The organism is Pseudomonas macauensis (assembly GCF_047902425.1).
GTDB lineage: Bacteria > Pseudomonadota > Gammaproteobacteria > Pseudomonadales > Pseudomonadaceae > Pseudomonas.
The window spans coordinates 3,649,623-3,665,326 of record NZ_CP138377.1; the positions used below are offsets into that span (position 1 = coordinate 3,649,623).

Below are 15,704 nucleotides of genomic sequence, written 5' to 3' on the forward strand. Positions count from 1 at the left end.
CTTCTAGCCACCGATTCCCGCAGATAGTCCGGGTACCAGCCCGGATGCCCCTGCTGGTCATATATACGTTTTCAAGTCAGGACCCCCGCTTTGTGGGCTTGGGTCCGCAGTACTGCACCGCCGGATTGTTCCGGCGGCGCAGGTGTTGCTCTTGCAGTGACTCGTGGCTTGGGCCGCGAATCAGGTGCCGCTTTGCAGCAGCATGTTACGTACGTGGCCGATTGCCTTGGTCGGGTTCAGACCCTTCGGGCAGACGTTCACGCAGTTCATGATCCCGCGGCAGCGGAATACGCTGAACGGGTCATCCAGCGAAGCCAGACGCTCTTCGGTCTTGGTGTCGCGGCTATCGGCCAGGAAACGATAGGCCTGCAACAGCGCAGCGGGACCGAGGAACTTGTCGGGGTTCCACCAGAAGGACGGGCAGGAGGTCGAGCAGCAGGCGCACAGGATGCACTCGTACAGACCGTCCAGCTTCTCGCGTTGTTCCGGGGTCTGCAGACGCTCGATGGCCGGGGCCGGAGTATCGTTCTGCAGGAACGGCTTCACCTTCTCGTATTGCTTGTAGAAGATGCTCATATCGACGACGAGGTCACGGATCACTGGCAGACCCGGCAGCGGACGCAGCACCAGCTTGCCGCCTTTCAGGCCAGCGGCCGACAGCGGAGTGATGCAGGCCAGACCGTTCTTGCCGTTGATGTTCATGCCGTCGGAACCGCAGACGCCTTCACGGCAGGAGCGACGGTAGGAGAAACCTTCGTCCTGTTCCTTGATCAGCGCCAGCACGTCCAGGACCATCACGTCCTTGCCGTCGGTATTGACCTGGAAGTCCTGCATGTAGGGCGCAGCGTCCTTCTCAGGGTTGTAGCGGTAAACACTCACTTGCAACATGGCGGGCACCCTTAGTAAGTACGAACCTTGGGTTCGAATGCCGGAACAGTCTTCGGCGCGAAGTTGACGGCACGCTTGGCAACGCGCTTCTCACCCGGGAAGTACAGGGTGTGGCACAGCCAGTTCTCGTCATCGCGCTCCTCGAAGTCTTCGCGAGCATGGGCGCCGCGGGACTCTTTGCGATGCTCGGCGGCAATCGCGGTGGCTTCGGCCACTTCGAGGAGGTTCTGCAGTTCCAGCGCTTCGATACGCGCGGTGTTGAAAGCCTGGCTCTTGTCGTTGATCTTGACGTTCGCGATACGCTCACGCAGATCAGCCAGTTGAGCGATGCCCTTCTGCATGTATTCGCCGGTACGGAATACACCGAAGTAGTTCTGCATGCACGATTGCAGCTCGCGCTTGAGCGGGGCGACTTCTTCGCCGCTGGTGCGCTCGTTCACGCCATTCAGGCGCTTGAACGAAGCTTCCAGGTCGCTCTCGGAGGCGCCACGGTGCTCGATACCCTCTTTGAGGGCCTTTTCCAGGTGCAGACCGGTTGCGCGGCCGAAGACCACCAGGTCGAGCAGCGAGTTGCCGCCCAGGCGGTTGGCGCCGTGTACCGATACGCAAGCCACTTCACCGACCGCGAACAGACCTTCGACGATCTGGTCGTTGCCGTTGGCGTCCATGGTCAGGGCCTGGCCATGGATGTTGGTGGCAACGCCGCCCATCATGTAGTGGCAGGTCGGGATAACCGGGATCGGAGCAACGACCGGGTCGACGTGGGCGAAGGTCTTGGACAGTTCGCAGATGCCGGGCAGGCGGCTGTGCAGAACTTCCTCGCCGAGGTGGTCGAGTTTCAGCAGTACGTGGTCCTTGTTCGGGCCCACGCCGTTGCCGGCGATCACTTCCTTGACCATGGAGCGGGCAACCACGTCGCGGCCGGCCAGGTCCTTGGCGTTCGGAGCGTAACGCTCCATGAAGCGCTCGCCATGGGCGTTGATCAGGTAACCACCTTCACCACGGCAGCCTTCGGTGACCAGCACACCGGCGCCGGCGATGCCGGTCGGGTGGAACTGCCACATTTCGATGTCCTGGACCGGTACGCCAGCGCGCAGGGCCATGCCCACGCCGTCGCCGGTGTTGATCAGGGCGTTGGTGGTGGAGGCGTAGATACGGCCGGCACCGCCAGTGGCCAGTACCACGGCCTTGGAGCGGATGTAGACGGTTTCGCCGGTCTCGATGCAGATGGCAATGATGCCGACAACGTGACCGTCCTGGTTCTTCACCAGGTCGACTGCGTACCACTCATTAAGGAAGGAGGTACCGTTCTTCAGGTTGGCCTGATAGAGGGTGTGCAGCAGCGCGTGACCGGTACGGTCAGCGGCGGCGCAGGTACGGGCAGCCTGACCACCCTTGCCGAAGTCCTTGGACTGGCCACCGAACGGACGCTGGTAGATGCGGCCCTGCTCGGTACGGGAGAACGGCAGACCCATGTGTTCCAGTTCGAACACGGCTTCCGGGCCGACGGAGCACATGTATTCGATGGCGTCCTGGTCACCGATGTAGTCGGAGCCCTTGACGGTGTCGTACATGTGCCAGCGCCAATCGTCGTTCGGGTCGGCCGAAGCGATGGCGCAGGTGATGCCGCCCTGGGCGGATACGGTGTGCGAACGGGTCGGGAAGACCTTGGTCACCACGGCAGTCTTGTGGCCGCCCTGGGCCAGTTGCAGCGCGGCACGCATGCCGGCGCCGCCGCCACCAACGATGATGGCGTCGAAGGAAAGAGTACGGTTGCTAGCCATGGATCAGTTACCCCAGAGAATCTGCACACCCCAGACGAAGAATGCGAACATGGCCATGCCGCATACTGCCTGGACGAGGAAACGCACGACGGTCGCGGCTTTGCCGAGGGCCATCGGAGTCAGGTAGTCGGTAGTGATGGTCCACATGCCGACCCACGCGTGCACGCTCAGGGCAACCAGCGTCAACAGGCTGAAGATCTTCATCAGGCTGTGAGAGAACAGACCATGCCACTCCGCGTACGAGATGTTCGGGTGCGCGACGAGGTAGCCCAGCAGGAACAGAACATAAGCCGCGAGAACGACCGCGGAAACGCGTTGAGCCATCCAGTCATAGAGGCCGGAACGCGAGAAGTTAGTGACGTTAGTTACCATACCCAGCCCCCCGCCAGAACGATCAGTACCACTGCAACAGCGAGTACGATTTTCGAACCACGCTTACCGCCTTCCAGCGTTTCACCGACACCCGCGTCCATGACGAGGTGACGAACACCAGCTACCAGGTGGTACAGCAGCGCAGACAGCAGGCCCCAGATCACCAGTTTGGCCAACGGATTGGCCAGACACGCCTTCACCTGCTCGAAGCTTTCTTCCGATGCGAGGGACTTGTCGAGTGCGAACAGCAGCACGGCAATGCCCACGAACAGGATGACGCCAGAGATGCGGTGGAGAATGGACGTGTAAGCGGTGACAGGGAGTTTGATGGTCCTTAGGTCTAGGTTTACAGGTCGTTTGCTATTCACGGCTTTTTTCACACTGAGAGCCCTTTAGGAGCAGGGCTAGTTGTCGGGAGGTGCACTTGTCAGGTACCCATCACCTTCGGGAGTGACAACCACCAATCAAGCAAGGCCGGACGGCCCTTGGCGGCTGGTCGCCGAGTATAGACAGTTAGGCCCCTAATGACAACGGAAAGACCTTCACCTAAGGACTAATTGCCGCACCCCCCTAAAAGGCGTAAACAGGCAATTTTTTTCGCCAAAACAGAGGCTTGGAGGAGCCGATCTCGTCCGATTGTGCAAATTGACATTCGGATTTATCTCTCTATAGTGGTGCGGGCCCTGCGTGGGGGGTCGTACAGATGATTTCAAGCATAAATAGGAGGCCTACATGGCTGACAAAAAAGCGCAGTTGATCATCGAGGGCGCAGCCCCCGTCGAACTGCCTGTCCTCTCCGGCACGCTGGGTCCCGACGTTGTCGATGTTCGCGGCCTGACCTCCACCGGCCACTTCACTTTCGACCCCGGCTTCATGTCCACCGCCTCCTGCGAGTCGAAGATCACCTTCATCGATGGTGATAAAGGTGTCCTGCTGCACCGTGGCTACCCGATCGAGCAGCTCGCCGAGAACTCCGACTACCTGGAAACCTGCTACCTGCTGCTCAAGGGCGAACTGCCCACCGCCGAGCAGAAGGAGCAATTCGTCGGCACCATCAAGAACCACACCATGGTTCATGAGCAGCTGAAGACCTTCTTCAACGGCTTCCGCCGTGATGCGCACCCGATGGCCGTAATGTGCGGCGTGATCGGTGCCCTCTCCGCCTTCTATCACGACTCCCTGGACATCAATAATCCGAAGCACCGGGAAGTCTCGGCACATCGCCTGATCGCCAAGATGCCGACCATCGCCGCCATGGTGTACAAGTACTCCAAGGGCGAGCCGATGATGTATCCGCGCAACGACCTGAACTATGCAGAAAACTTCCTGCATATGATGTTCAACACTCCTTGCGAGACCAAGCCGATCAGCCCTGTGCTGGCCAAGGCCATGGACCGCATCTTCATCCTGCACGCCGACCACGAGCAGAACGCCTCCACCTCCACCGTACGCCTGGCGGGCTCCTCGGGTGCCAACCCGTTCGCCTGTATCGCCTCGGGCATCGCCGCCCTGTGGGGCCCGGCTCACGGCGGTGCGAACGAAGCCGTTCTGCGCATGCTGGACGAGATCGGTGACGTATCGAACATCGAGAAGTTCGTGGCCAAGGCCAAGGACAAGAACGATCCGTTCAAGCTGATGGGCTTCGGCCACCGCGTGTACAAGAACTTCGACCCGCGCGCCAAGGTCATGAAGCAGACCTGCGACGAGGTTCTCCAGGAGCTGGGCATCAACGACCCGCAGCTGGAACTGGCCATGAAGCTGGAAGAAATCGCCCGCCACGACCCCTACTTCGTGGAGCGCAACCTCTACCCGAACGTGGACTTCTACTCCGGCATCATCCTGAAGGCCATCGGTATTCCGACCAGCATGTTCACCGTGATCTTCGCCCTGGCACGTACCGTGGGCTGGATCTCGCATTGGCAGGAAATGCTCTCCGGTCCGTACAAGATTGGCCGTCCGCGCCAGCTGTACACCGGCAGCGCCCAGCGCGACTTCGTGTCCCTCAAGGACCGCAAGTAAGCGCCACGGCGTAAAGAAAAGGCCGCCTTCGGGCGGCCTTTTTATTGCTTTGGCGGGAAACCCCTCCTGTAGGAGCGAGCTTGCTCGCGAACAGGGCTCCCGGCGACACCAGCATCAAGCGGCTCGCGAGCAAGCTCGCTCCTACGAAGAGCCGACCGACATGCTCCTACCGGGAAAGAAAAAGCCGCCCGAGGGCGGCTTTTCGTCTGGGCAAACAGCGCTTACTTCTTCTCGGCAACGCTGCGCAGGCCCTTCAGGGTGTTCATCGGCGCATCGACCACGAAGCTGTTGGCCAGCCAGGACGGAATGCTGCCGCCCGGTTCGGTCTGCACCTGGTAGGTCACCTCGGTCACGCCGGCAGCCTTGGGCACCAGCTTCCACTCGCCGATCAGTTTCGGCACGCGGATTTCACCCTTCTCTTCCGGAATGTAGGTCGGCTCGGCCTTCAGGTGGCGGATCAGGCCACCGTCGGCGGTCTTCTCGGTGGTCGCGTGGATCACCACGTCACGCCCGGTCACCGGCCACGGCATGTCGATCTTCGAGTAGGTCCAGGTGTCAGCGCCCTCGCTCTTGAGCAGACGCATCTCGCCGCAGGCGTGAATCCACTTGCAGGAGCCTTTGACGTCCTCCTGCAGGGCGCTGATGGTTGCCACGTCAGCCTTGATGTCGACGACGCCACGGTAGGCCTTGTACTTGGAGCCCGGCACGCTGCTCAGATAGACCTTGACGCCATCCTCGTCCTTGGCCAGCTGCCAGTCTTCCGCCATCGCGGTCCCGGCCAGCCCCATCACGGCAGTGGCCAGCAGGGTCATACGCAGTACACCACGCATCGTCATACCTCTCTTTATTCTTGGTTTTTCGGGCACGCTCGCCCTCGGAATCCGCGGTCTTGAGCGGAATGGGGCTCAGTATGGCCCCTAAAATCGTGACCTCCAAGTCACTCAGACCGCGGTGATCCGCTCCCATTCGGTGAGGATGCGCAGGGCCTGCTCGTTGCTCTGGCCGCAGGCTTCGGGGTCGGCATCGAATGCCGAGCAGACGGCCGGCCGGCGCGCATCGCCGAACAGCTTGCAGAGATTGCGCTCGTCCAGTTGCACGCAACGCACACCCGCCGGCTTGCCATCGGGCATACCGGGAATGGGCGAGGAAATCGACGGCGCGATGCAACAGGCGCCACAGCCGATACGGCACTGCATTCGGGGACTCTCGAGTCGGACATCCGCCCAGGCAGGACGGGATGGTGAAAATCGGGCGCCGAGGATATAGCCCGCCGCGCTTGCCGCCAAGCTGACCGGATCAGTGGCCCGGACCTTCCTGTCTCACCAAGCATCCATTAGGCTTCGCACACCTCTCAGATGGAGCTCTTCACCATGCCGGTCTGGCTGCAAACCACCTTTCTCCTGGTGCTTTCCAACCTGTTCATGACTTTCGCCTGGTACGGCCATCTGAAGACCCTCAACACCAAGCCGTGGATAGTCGCAGCGCTGGTCAGCTGGGGGATCGCGCTGTTCGAATACCTGTTGCAGGTACCGGCCAATCGCATCGGCTACACAGCACTATCGGTCGGACAACTGAAGATCATGCAGGAAGTGATCACCCTGGCGGTGTTCGTGCCGTTCAGCGTGTACTTCATGCAACAGCCGTTGAAGCTCGATTACCTGTGGGCCGGCCTCTGCCTGCTCGGCGCGGTGTACTTCATCTTCCGCGCCTGAGACCGAACGGGTGCCGCCGCTGGCGGCACCCTCCCCGCTCAGGACTGCGGGCCGTCCTTGAGACGGGTGATCAGGCTGGAGGTATCCCAGCGGCCGCCGCCAGCGGCCTGCACCTCGGCGTAGAACTGGTCCACCAGTGCAGTGACTGGCAACTGGGCGCCGTTGCGGCGCGCCTCGTCGAGCACCATGCCCAGGTCCTTGCGCATCCAGTCCACCGCGAAGCCGAAGTCGAAGCGCCCCTCCAGCATGCTCTGGTGGCGGTTCTCCAGTTGCCAGGACTGCGCCGCGCCCTTGCTGATCACTTCCATGGCAGCCATGCCATCGAGGCCCGCGCTGCGGGCGAAGTGCAGGGCTTCCGAGAGCCCCTGCAGCAAGCCGCCGACACAGATCTGGTTGACCATCTTGGTCAACTGGCCGCTGCCCACGGGCCCCATCAACCGCACCATCCGTGCGTAGGTGGCGATTATCGACTCGGCACGCTTGAAGATCAGCAGATCGCCACCGACCATCACCGTCAGCGCACCGTTCTCAGCCCCCGCCTGGCCTCCGGACACCGGCGCATCGAGGAAGCCCAGCTCGCGCTCCGCCGCCAGCACCGCGAGCTCGCGAGCGACCTGCGCCGACGCGGTGGTGTGATCGATCAGTACCGCGCCCGGCTGCATGCCCGCCAACGCGCCGTCCTCGCCCAGCACCACGCTGCGCAGATCGTCGTCATTGCCCACGCAGCACATCACGAACTCCGCCCATTGCGCCGCCTCGCAGGGCGTCGCCGCCGAGCTGCCGCCGAATTGTTCGACCCAGCGCGCCGCCCGTGACGCCGTACGGTTGTACACGCACACCTCGTGCCCCTCGCGCTGCAGATGGCCCGCCATGGGGTACCCCATCACACCCAGGCCGATGAAAGCGACTTTAGCCATGCCCTACCCCTCGCCATCGAAAGGCGCTGAGCCTAGCACAGCGGTTTGCCGGTCCTGAAAAGCCCTTCCATACTGCGGAGACCTTCATCCGCGAGCATCCACTATGCCCCACTGGCTGGTGATCGACCTGGAAGCCACCACCGAGGAAGGTGGCTGGCCGGTCGAGGAAATGGAGATCATCGAAATCGGCGCAACGCTCGTCGCCGAAGCCGACGGCCGCGAGCTGGATCACTTCCAGCGTTTCGTCCGGCCACAGCGCCGGCCGCTGCTGACCAGCTTCTGCCGCGAACTCACCCACATCAGCCAGGCCAACGTCGATGCGGCAGCGCCCTTGCGCGAGGTCTGGCCACAGTTCGAACGTTGGCTCGCGCAGCACAGCCCGCGCCTGGCCGGCTGGACCAGTTGGGGCGACTACGACCGCCACCAGCTTGAGATCGAATGGCGCAGGCAGAGCCTGGACAGCCACCTCGCCCGCGTGCCACACATCAACCTCAAGCAACGCTTCGCCGAGGCCCGCCAACTGAAACGCCCGGTCGGCTTGAATGCCGCATTGCACCTGGCCGGCCTGCACTTCCAGGGGCAACAGCACCGCGCCCTGGAGGACGCCCGCAACACCGCCCGCCTGCTGCCGCTCGCCCTGCCGGTCACCAGCTGAATCCACGGTTCGCTGCCGACCGCACGGTCCCCTGCTGCGCCTCTAGTGACGCCGCCTGCGCCCTTGGGCATACTGGCCAGCCCTTTTTCACCCCTCTAGCAGGAGAAGCCCATGTTCAAGGTCAACGAGTACTTCGACGGCACCGTCAAATCCATCGCCTTCGACATGACCGCAGGCCCGGCCACCATCGGCGTGATGGCCCCCGGCGAATACGAATTCGGCACCAGCCAGCTGGAGGTGATGCACGTCGTCGCCGGCGGGCTGACCGTCAAGCTGCCGGGCAGCGACAACTGGGAAACCTTCGCCGCCGGCAGCAAGTTCACCGTGCCGGCCAACAGCAAGTTCCAGCTGAAGGTTGCCCAGGACACCGCCTACCTCTGCGAATACCGCTGAGTTCGGCACGTCATGAAAAAACCGGCCCTGATGGCCGGTTTTTTATTGCCCGTAATATCGAGGGCGAGCATGGCCTTGCAGGTGCCTGGATCAGACATCCTTCTCGCAATTGATCAGCCACGGCACCCCGAAGCGATCCTCCAGCGAGCCGAACAGAACGGCCCAGAAGGTCTGTTCCAGCGGCATTGTCACCTTGCCGCCCTTGCTCAGGGCGTCGAAGATGCGCCGGGCCTCGGCCTTGCTATCGACATTGAGGGTGATCGAGCAGCCCTTCACCCCTTCGTATGTCCCGCATTGCGGCGATGCGTCCGAACCCATCAGCACGTGACCGTCCACCTCCAGGCGCACGTGGATGATGCGATTCTTCATTTCCGCCGGCATGTCTTCGCAGCCCGGCGCGTCGGAGAAGCGCATCAGCGCCGGCAGTTTGCCGTTCAGCACTTCGGCGTAATAACGGAAGGCTTCTTCGCAATTGCCGTTAAAGGTGAGGTAGGCATTCATCAACATGGTGGTTTCCTCCGATTTCAGGATTTGCGAGCGATCTGCTCGCGGATACGGTCTTCCTGCTCACGCAGTTCCGGGGTGAATTCGGCGCCGAAGTCCTCCGCCTCGAAAATCTGCCGGATCTCGATCTCCGACGGGCCGTCGAAGGGATTGGGGCAGCGCCTGACCCAGTCGATGCACTCCTGCAGCGAAGCGGTCTGGAAAATCCAGTAACCGGCGATCAGTTCCTTGGTCTCGGCAAAGGGACCGTCGACGACCGTACGCGAGGCACCGTCGAAGCGAACCCGTGCGCCCTTGGAGCTGGGTTGCAGCCCTTCCCCGGCGAGCATCACGCCGGCCTTGGCCAGCTCCTCGTTGTAGGCCCCCATTGCAGCGAGCAGCTCTTCCTTGGGCATCACACCGGCTTCGGATTCGGCGGTGGCCTTGACTATCACCATGAAACGCATGGCTTTTCTCCTCTTTGTATGGGTCATCGTGCGGCCGGGTATTCCCGGTTCCTGACGAGTAGTCGAAGGGCGCGCAGTGAAATCGACATCGGCCCGAAAAAATTTTCGCGGCGTCTCGCAGGATGCCTGAGCATAGGCGGGAATGACCGGAACGCCCGGCCACCAGGAGGCGCGCGACAAAAGGCGAGAACCACCGCACGCGGCGTGTCGCTCCCCCCATTCGTCGGCCCCATGAATGCCACCGAGACAGACCAACCTGCAGAGCCGTGGGCAGCGCAATTGGCGGAGCGTTCACCGAACCCGATGACAGGTCCGCGCCGACGACTGGACAGGCCCCGGTCCGCTCCCTAGATTGGAATGTTTTCCCAGTACAGGAAGCCTGCCCATGAGCCTGGAATCGGTTCGCGCCTTCTTCGCCGAAAAGGCCCCCGACATCGCCATCATCGAGCTGGAAACCAGCACCGCCACCGTCGCCCTGGCCGCCGAGGCCCATGGCGTCGAGCCGGGGCGGATCGCCAAGACCCTGTCCCTGCGGGTTGGCGAACGCACCGTGCTGGTGGTAGCCCGTGGCGATGCGCGGCTGGACAACCGCAAGCTCAAGGAGGCCTTGGGCGGCAAGGCCAAGATGCTCGGCGCCGAGGAAGTGGTGGAGCTGACCGGGCATCCGGTGGGCGGGGTTTGTCCGTTCGGGCTGGCCACGCCGCTGCCCGTGTACTGCGATGTGTCGCTGCAGGCATTCGACGAAGTGCTGCCGGCGGCCGGGGCGGTGCACAGCGCGGTGCGGATCGAGCCGCAGCGCCTGGCAGAGCTGGTGGCGGCGGATTGGGTGGATGTTTGCCAGGAATTGGCCTGATCGTCTTTGACGCCCATGACGTCTGATCTGTAGGAGCAACTGTCTTCTACCGGGTTAATCCCTGCCTGCGCTTCCCCCTCACCCCAGCCCTCTCCCTCAGGGAGAGGGAGCCGTCCGTGCCGGCTGACACTACGGTTTCATCCTGCACCGAACAGTCCCCTCTCCCGCTTGCGGGAGAGGGTTAGGGTGAGGGACCCTTGATCTTGTAGGAGCGGACTCTGTCCGCGATGCTGGTGTTTCTGCGCCGCTTCGGCGTGCACTGAGAGATTTTGTTTCGCCCCCTCGGGCGACCTCCTTTGGCAAACGCCCCAAAGGAGGCAAAGGTCTTGCCCCGGACATCCGGTTTTTCGCTTGGGGCGAAAAATACCCTCGTTGAAGCAAAGTTTCAGGGGCGCGCCGCGAAGAGCCATCCCTGGCCCATCGCAGCTCTCGCGGCATCCATGCCGCTCAACCCCTGAAACTCCGCTTCAACGAGGCCTCCTGAACGGGGCGGTCGGAGTGCATGGACATTTCTCTGGAAATCTTCAGAGCCAAAGCCCAAGCCGGAGATATGGGCTCTTCGTAGGAGCGAGCTTGCTCGCGAACCGCCCAACGCCGACCATTCCCTTAATGGAGCGGGCCATGCTCGCGATCGCGGGCATGGCCCGCTCCTACACCTGCTCCAGCACTGTTGCCCCAGCAACACCCACCCAACACTTTGCTGTCCATCCAGCGCTCCAACTGTTGGACAAAAACACCAACTAATTGATTTATAAGTAATTTAATTTCCGGCACAGCTTGTGCAATGACCTCATCAGACACACCCGAACACCGGGTCGATTCATCTGCCGAGGTCGCTGTACTGCCATGCCCCAACTCCCCGTATCCGCCCACTACGACATCCGCGAACCCAACGCGCACCGGATCGGCTCCGACGCCGAAGCCCTCTCAGTCGCCCACAAGGTCGCCGCGTTCCTGCTCGAAGGCGCCGCCGAGCGCGACCGCAACCGTGAAGTCCCACCGGAAGTCGTCGAGGTCTATTCCAACAGCGGCCTGTGGGGGATCACCGTGCCGCGTGAATTCGGCGGCGCCGAGGTGTCCTACGCCACCCTGGCCGAAGTCATCGCCATCGTTTCCGCCGCGGACCCGTCGCTGGGGCAGATTCCGCAGAACCACTACTGCCTGCTGGAAGACATCCGCCTGCAGGGTAGCGACGAACAGAAGCGCTTCTTCTTCGACCTCGCGCTCAAGGGCAACCGCTTCGCCAACGCGCTGTCGGAAACCGGCGGCAAGAACGTCCAGGACATCCAGACTCGCCTGCGCCATGAGGGCGACAGCGTGGTGATCGACGGCCGCAAGGGCTACTGCACCGGTTCGCTGTATGCCCACTGGATCGGCGTGCTGGGCCTCGACGAGCAGAACAACGCCCAGCTCGCCTTCGTCCCGCGCGGCACGCCGGGCCTTGTTATCGTCGACGACTGGGCCAGCATCGGCCAGCGCACCACCTCCAGCGGTACCGTGCTGGTGGAAGGCCTGCGCGTGCCGGCGTTCAATGTCTTCCCGACGCACCGCTCCTATGACGTGCCGACCCTGGCCGGCCCGTTCGCCCAGATCACCACCGCCGCCATCGACGCAGGCATCGCCCGCGCGGCACTGCGCGACACCATTACCTTCGTCCGTGAGCAGGCGCGCCCGTGGATCGACGCCGGCGTGGAAAAGGCCAGCGAAGACCCGCTGACCATCATCCAGGTCGGTGAGCTGGGCATCCGCATCGAAGCCGCCGACGCCCTGCTGGAACGCGCCGGCAAGGTGATGGACGCCGCCCGCCCGGCGCCCGACGAAGACAACGTCGCTCGCGCCTCGGTCGCCGTGGCCAAGGCCAAGGTACTGACCACCGAAGTCGCCATCGACGCCACCAACAAGCTGTTCGAGCTGGGCGGCACCCGTTCCACCCTCGCCCGCCACGGTTTCGACCGCCACTGGCGCAACGCCCGCGTGCACACCCTGCACGACCCGGTGCGCTGGAAGTACCACCTGGTCGGCAACTGGCTGCTCAACGACAAGCGCCCACCGCGCCACGACTGGAACTGAGGAGGCGCGATGAGCAAGCAGATCCGCCTCAACGCCTTCGCGATGAACTGCGTCGGCCACCTGTCGCCCGGCCTCTGGCGCCACCCGCGCGACCAGCAGGCCGCGCGCTATACCGACATCCACTACTGGATCGAGCTGGCGAAGACCCTCGAAAGGGGCAAGATCGACGGGCTGTTTCTCGCCGATGTGCTGGGCGTGTATGACGTCTACCATGGCAACGCTGACGCGGCGCTGTCCGCCGGCGCACAGGTGCCGGCCAACGACCCGCTGCAGATCGTCCCGGCCATGGCCGCGGCCACCGAGCACCTGGGTTTTGGCATCACCGCTTCGGTGTCCTTCGAGCACCCGTTCCCCTTCGCCCGGCGCATTTCCACGCTGGACCACCTGACCCGTGGCCGCGCCGGCTGGAACATCGTCACCTCCTACCTCAACAGCGGCGCGCGCAACCTGGGGCTGAAGCAGCAGCTCAACCACCAGCAACGCTACGCCCTGGCCGAGGAATACCTGGAGGTCTGCTACAAGCTGTGGGAAGCCAGCTGGGACGACGACGCGGTGGTCGCCGACCGCGCCAGCGGCGTCTACGCCAACCCGCGCAAGGTGCACCCCATCGAACACAAGGGCGAGCACTTCGAAGTGCCTGGCTTCCACCTCAGCCAGCCGTCGCCGCAACGCACCCCGGTGCTCTACCAGGCCGGCGCGTCGAGCCGAGGCAAGGCCTTCGCCGCCGGCAACGCCGAATGTGTGTTCGTCGCCGCGCCGACCAGGCGCATCCTCCGCGACCAGGTGGCCGACCTGCGCCGCCTCGCCGTGGAAGCCGGCCGCCAGCCGGGCGACGTGCTGGTGCTGAACCAGCTCACCGTGATCGTCGCGCCGACCGACGCCGAGGCCCTGGCCAAGCTGGAAGACTATCGCCAGTACAGCGACCGCGAAGGCGCCCTGGCACTGGTTTCCGGCTGGACCGGCATCGACTTCGGCCAGTACGCGCCGGATCAGGTGTTGCGCCACGTACAGAGCGACGCCATCCAGTCCGCGGTGGACGCCTTCAGCGCCGCCGACCCGGAGCGCCAGTGGACCGCCGCGGAGATCGCCGACTACTGCGCCCTGGGTGGCGACGGCCCATTGCTGGTGGGCTCGCCGCAAACCGTGGCGGACCAGTTGCAGGTCTGGGTCGAGGAAACCGACGTCGACGGCTTCAACCTCTCCAGTCTGGTGGCGCCGGAAACCTTCGTCGACATCGTCGACCTGCTGGTGCCCGAGTTGCAGGCACGCGGGCTGTTCAAGCGCGAGTACGAGCAAGGCACCCTGCGCCACAAGCTGTTCGGCCAGGGCGACCGCCTGCGCGCGCCGCACCGTGCGGCGAAGCTTCGCCGGGGTAAACAGTGATGGACGGCTGGTTCCGCAACCTCGACTGGCACGACCTCGCCCAGGCCTGCCTGGACACCCTCGCCATGCTCGGCGGCGCGCTGGCCTTCACCGTGCTGCTGGGCCTGCCGCTGGGCGTGCTGCTGTACCTCACCGGCAAGCGCCAGCTGCATGCCCGCCCCGGCCTGTACCGCGCGCTGTCGGTGGTGGTGAACATGCTGCGCTCGCTGCCGTTCATCATCCTGCTGATCGTGCTGATCCCGGTCACCACGCTGATCACCGGCACCTCGCTGGGCGTCGCCGGCGCCATCCCGCCGCTGGTGGTGGGCTGCACGCCGTTCTTCGCGCGGCTGGTGGAAACCGCCCTGCGCGAAGTCGACCGTGGCCTGGTGGAAGCCACCCAGGCGATGGGCGCCAGCACCTGGCAGATCATCTGGCACACGCTGCTGCCGGAGGCGCGCACCGGGCTGATCGCTGCCGTGACGGTCACCGCCATCGTGCTGGTGGACTACACCGCGATGTCCGGCGTGATCGGCGGCGGCGGCCTGGGCGACCTGGCCATCCGCTTCGGTTACCAGCGCTTCCAGACCGACGTGATGATCATCACCGTCGCCCTGCTGATCCTGCTGGTGCAGGCGCTGCAGATGAGCGGCGACCGCCTCGTCGCGCGCTACACGCGGCGCTGAATTCCCCGCCCACTCCCCGCCCGGGAGCGGCACTTGCGATCCAGCCGCCGGCAGCCGGCCCCGCTGCCAACAAGGCCCCACGTCCACCCCACGACGGCCCACCCACTACTGCAACTTTCTAAACTAGCCACGGAGCAACACCCATGAAAAAGGCCATCGCCATCCTGGCGGCCGTCGTCGCCTTCTCCGCCCAGGCGGGGGAAAAACTCGTGGTCGGCGCCACCCCGGTGCCCCACGCCGAGATCCTCGAATTCGTCAAACCGGAACTGGCCAAGGAAGGCGTCGACCTGGACATCAAGGTCTTCACCGACTTCATCCAGCCCAACCTGCAACTCGCGCAGAAGAACCTCGACGCCAACTACTACCAGTACCGTCCGTTCCTCGATGACTTCAACAAGACCCGCCACACCGACCTGGTGCCGGTGGTGGGCATCCACATCGAGCCCTTCGGCGCCTACTCCACCAAGTACAAGTCCCTCGCCGAGCTGCCCGATGGCGCCAGCGTGGCCATCCCCAACGACCCGGTGAACACCGGCCGCGCCCTGGTGCTGCTGGCCGAGAGCGGCCTGATCAAGCTCAAGGACCCGAGCAATCCGCAGTCCACCCAGCGCGACATCACCGACAACCCCAGGCACCTGAAGATCCGTGAGCTGGAAGGCGCCCTGCTGGCCCGCGCGGTGAAGCAGGTGGACCTGGCCTTCATCTTCGCCAACTACGCGCTGGAAGCCGGCATCGACACCAAGAGCGCGCTGATCGTGGAGAAAGGCAAGGACCTGTATGCCGAGTTCCTCGTCGCACGCCCCGACAACATCCAGGACCCGGGCATCCAGAAGCTGGCCAAGGTGCTGAATTCGCCGGAGGTCCGCCAGTTCATCCTGACCCGCTACAAGGGCGAGATTGCGCCGGCGTTCTGATGCGAGATCGGGCGCGGGGGCGAAGCACCCTCTCCCCCCGCCCTCTCCCTGAAGGGAGAGGGAGCCAAAAGCCCGCCGGCTGATGCATCTGTTTCAACGCACACGGACAGTCCCCTCTCCCTTCAGGGA

General features: G+C 63.8%; 19 protein-coding genes. 9 read left to right on the plus strand and 10 right to left on the minus strand.

What is annotated here, in order from left to right; translation table 11 throughout:
* Positions 1-180 precede the first annotated feature (180 nt).
* From SD196_RS16655 to sdhC, 4 genes are read right to left on the minus strand one after another with little or no spacing between them, the layout of a single operon-like run.
* Positions 181-888 carry a succinate dehydrogenase iron-sulfur subunit gene (locus tag SD196_RS16655; protein ID WP_343573293.1) on the minus strand — a complete coding sequence of 236 codons (708 nt, stop codon included), beginning with the start codon at positions 886-888 and terminating at the stop codon, positions 181-183.
* 11 nt (positions 889-899) lie between these two features.
* Positions 900-2,672, minus strand: a complete 1,773-nt coding sequence (sdhA, locus tag SD196_RS16660; RefSeq protein WP_275611387.1) for a succinate dehydrogenase flavoprotein subunit — start codon at positions 2,670-2,672, stop codon at positions 900-902.
* A 3-nt stretch (positions 2,673-2,675) separates the two neighbouring features.
* The gene (gene sdhD, locus SD196_RS16665; protein WP_331318576.1) at positions 2,676-3,044 is read right to left on the minus strand and encodes a succinate dehydrogenase, hydrophobic membrane anchor protein; all 369 of its coding nucleotides are present in this window, start codon (positions 3,042-3,044) and stop codon (positions 2,676-2,678) included.
* Positions 3,038-3,424, minus strand: coding sequence for a succinate dehydrogenase, cytochrome b556 subunit (gene sdhC / locus SD196_RS16670; RefSeq protein ID WP_416310434.1), 387 nt, complete (start codon positions 3,422-3,424; stop codon positions 3,038-3,040). Before sdhC ends, sdhD begins: the two co-directional genes overlap by 7 nt.
* 352 nt (positions 3,425-3,776) lie before the next feature.
* On the opposite strand from sdhC, the gene gltA reads away from it, so the two are divergent.
* A complete protein-coding gene (gltA, locus tag SD196_RS16675; protein WP_207883036.1) occupies positions 3,777-5,063 on the plus strand; it encodes a citrate synthase in 1,287 nt (428 codons plus the stop codon).
* A gap of 221 nt (positions 5,064-5,284) precedes the next feature.
* Here gltA and SD196_RS16680 read toward each other — a convergent pair whose 3' ends face one another.
* Both SD196_RS16680 and SD196_RS16685 read right to left on the minus strand, forming a co-directional pair.
* A complete protein-coding gene (locus tag SD196_RS16680) occupies positions 5,285-5,893 on the minus strand; it encodes an START domain-containing protein (RefSeq protein WP_275611384.1) in 609 nt (202 codons plus the stop codon).
* A gap of 111 nt (positions 5,894-6,004) precedes the next feature.
* Positions 6,005-6,259, minus strand: coding sequence for a YkgJ family cysteine cluster protein (locus SD196_RS16685; protein WP_275611383.1), 255 nt, complete (start codon positions 6,257-6,259; stop codon positions 6,005-6,007).
* Between the two features lie 174 nt (positions 6,260-6,433).
* Between SD196_RS16685 and SD196_RS16690 the strand changes: the two genes are divergently transcribed.
* Entirely contained in the window at positions 6,434-6,775 is a 342-nt protein-coding gene (locus tag SD196_RS16690; protein ID WP_275611382.1) for a DMT family protein, read from the plus strand.
* 38 nt (positions 6,776-6,813) lie between these two features.
* On the opposite strand, the gene SD196_RS16695 is transcribed toward SD196_RS16690, so the two are convergent.
* Complete coding sequence (locus SD196_RS16695) at positions 6,814-7,692, minus strand: NAD(P)-dependent oxidoreductase (protein WP_275611381.1); 879 nt, start codon at positions 7,690-7,692, stop codon at positions 6,814-6,816.
* A gap of 103 nt (positions 7,693-7,795) precedes the next feature.
* Here SD196_RS16695 and SD196_RS16700 point away from each other — a divergent pair, with 103 nt between their 5' ends.
* Both SD196_RS16700 and SD196_RS16705 read left to right on the plus strand, forming a co-directional pair.
* On the plus strand, positions 7,796-8,347 hold the full coding sequence (locus tag SD196_RS16700) for an exonuclease domain-containing protein (RefSeq protein ID WP_275611380.1): 552 nt from the start codon (positions 7,796-7,798) through the stop codon (positions 8,345-8,347).
* Between the two features lie 111 nt (positions 8,348-8,458).
* Positions 8,459-8,740 carry a pyrimidine/purine nucleoside phosphorylase gene (locus SD196_RS16705; protein ID WP_343573289.1) on the plus strand — a complete coding sequence of 94 codons (282 nt, stop codon included), beginning with the start codon at positions 8,459-8,461 and terminating at the stop codon, positions 8,738-8,740.
* Between the two features lie 90 nt (positions 8,741-8,830).
* On the opposite strand, the gene SD196_RS16710 is transcribed toward SD196_RS16705, so the two are convergent.
* Together SD196_RS16710 and SD196_RS16715 are read right to left on the minus strand one after the other, a co-directional pair.
* A complete protein-coding gene (locus SD196_RS16710) occupies positions 8,831-9,247 on the minus strand; it encodes a VOC family protein (protein ID WP_275611378.1) in 417 nt (138 codons plus the stop codon).
* 17 nt (positions 9,248-9,264) lie between these two features.
* A complete protein-coding gene (locus SD196_RS16715) occupies positions 9,265-9,690 on the minus strand; it encodes a YciI family protein (protein ID WP_275611377.1) in 426 nt (141 codons plus the stop codon).
* Between the two features lie 385 nt (positions 9,691-10,075).
* Here SD196_RS16715 and SD196_RS16720 point away from each other — a divergent pair, with 385 nt between their 5' ends.
* The gene (locus SD196_RS16720) at positions 10,076-10,543 is read left to right on the plus strand and encodes a YbaK/EbsC family protein (protein WP_207883018.1); all 468 of its coding nucleotides are present in this window, start codon (positions 10,076-10,078) and stop codon (positions 10,541-10,543) included.
* Between the two features lie 606 nt (positions 10,544-11,149).
* On the opposite strand, the gene SD196_RS16725 is transcribed toward SD196_RS16720, so the two are convergent.
* On the minus strand, positions 11,150-11,344 hold the full coding sequence (locus tag SD196_RS16725) for a hypothetical protein (RefSeq protein ID WP_331318586.1): 195 nt from the start codon (positions 11,342-11,344) through the stop codon (positions 11,150-11,152).
* Between the two features lie 45 nt (positions 11,345-11,389).
* Here SD196_RS16725 and SD196_RS16730 point away from each other — a divergent pair, with 45 nt between their 5' ends.
* The 4 genes from SD196_RS16730 to SD196_RS16745 all read left to right on the plus strand — a co-directional run bounded on the left by SD196_RS16730 (position 11,390) and on the right by SD196_RS16745 (position 15,575).
* Positions 11,390-12,613, plus strand: a complete 1,224-nt coding sequence (locus tag SD196_RS16730; protein ID WP_343573282.1) for an SfnB family sulfur acquisition oxidoreductase — start codon at positions 11,390-11,392, stop codon at positions 12,611-12,613.
* A 9-nt stretch (positions 12,614-12,622) separates the two neighbouring features.
* A complete protein-coding gene (locus SD196_RS16735) occupies positions 12,623-13,996 on the plus strand; it encodes an LLM class flavin-dependent oxidoreductase (protein WP_416310435.1) in 1,374 nt (457 codons plus the stop codon).
* On the plus strand, positions 13,996-14,661 hold the full coding sequence (locus SD196_RS16740; RefSeq protein WP_151186665.1) for a methionine ABC transporter permease: 666 nt from the start codon (positions 13,996-13,998) through the stop codon (positions 14,659-14,661). The genes SD196_RS16735 and SD196_RS16740 overlap by 1 nt, the downstream gene beginning before the upstream one ends.
* A gap of 143 nt (positions 14,662-14,804) precedes the next feature.
* Entirely contained in the window at positions 14,805-15,575 is a 771-nt protein-coding gene (locus SD196_RS16745) for a MetQ/NlpA family ABC transporter substrate-binding protein (protein ID WP_331318594.1), read from the plus strand.
* The last annotated feature ends 129 nt before the right edge of the window (positions 15,576-15,704 follow it).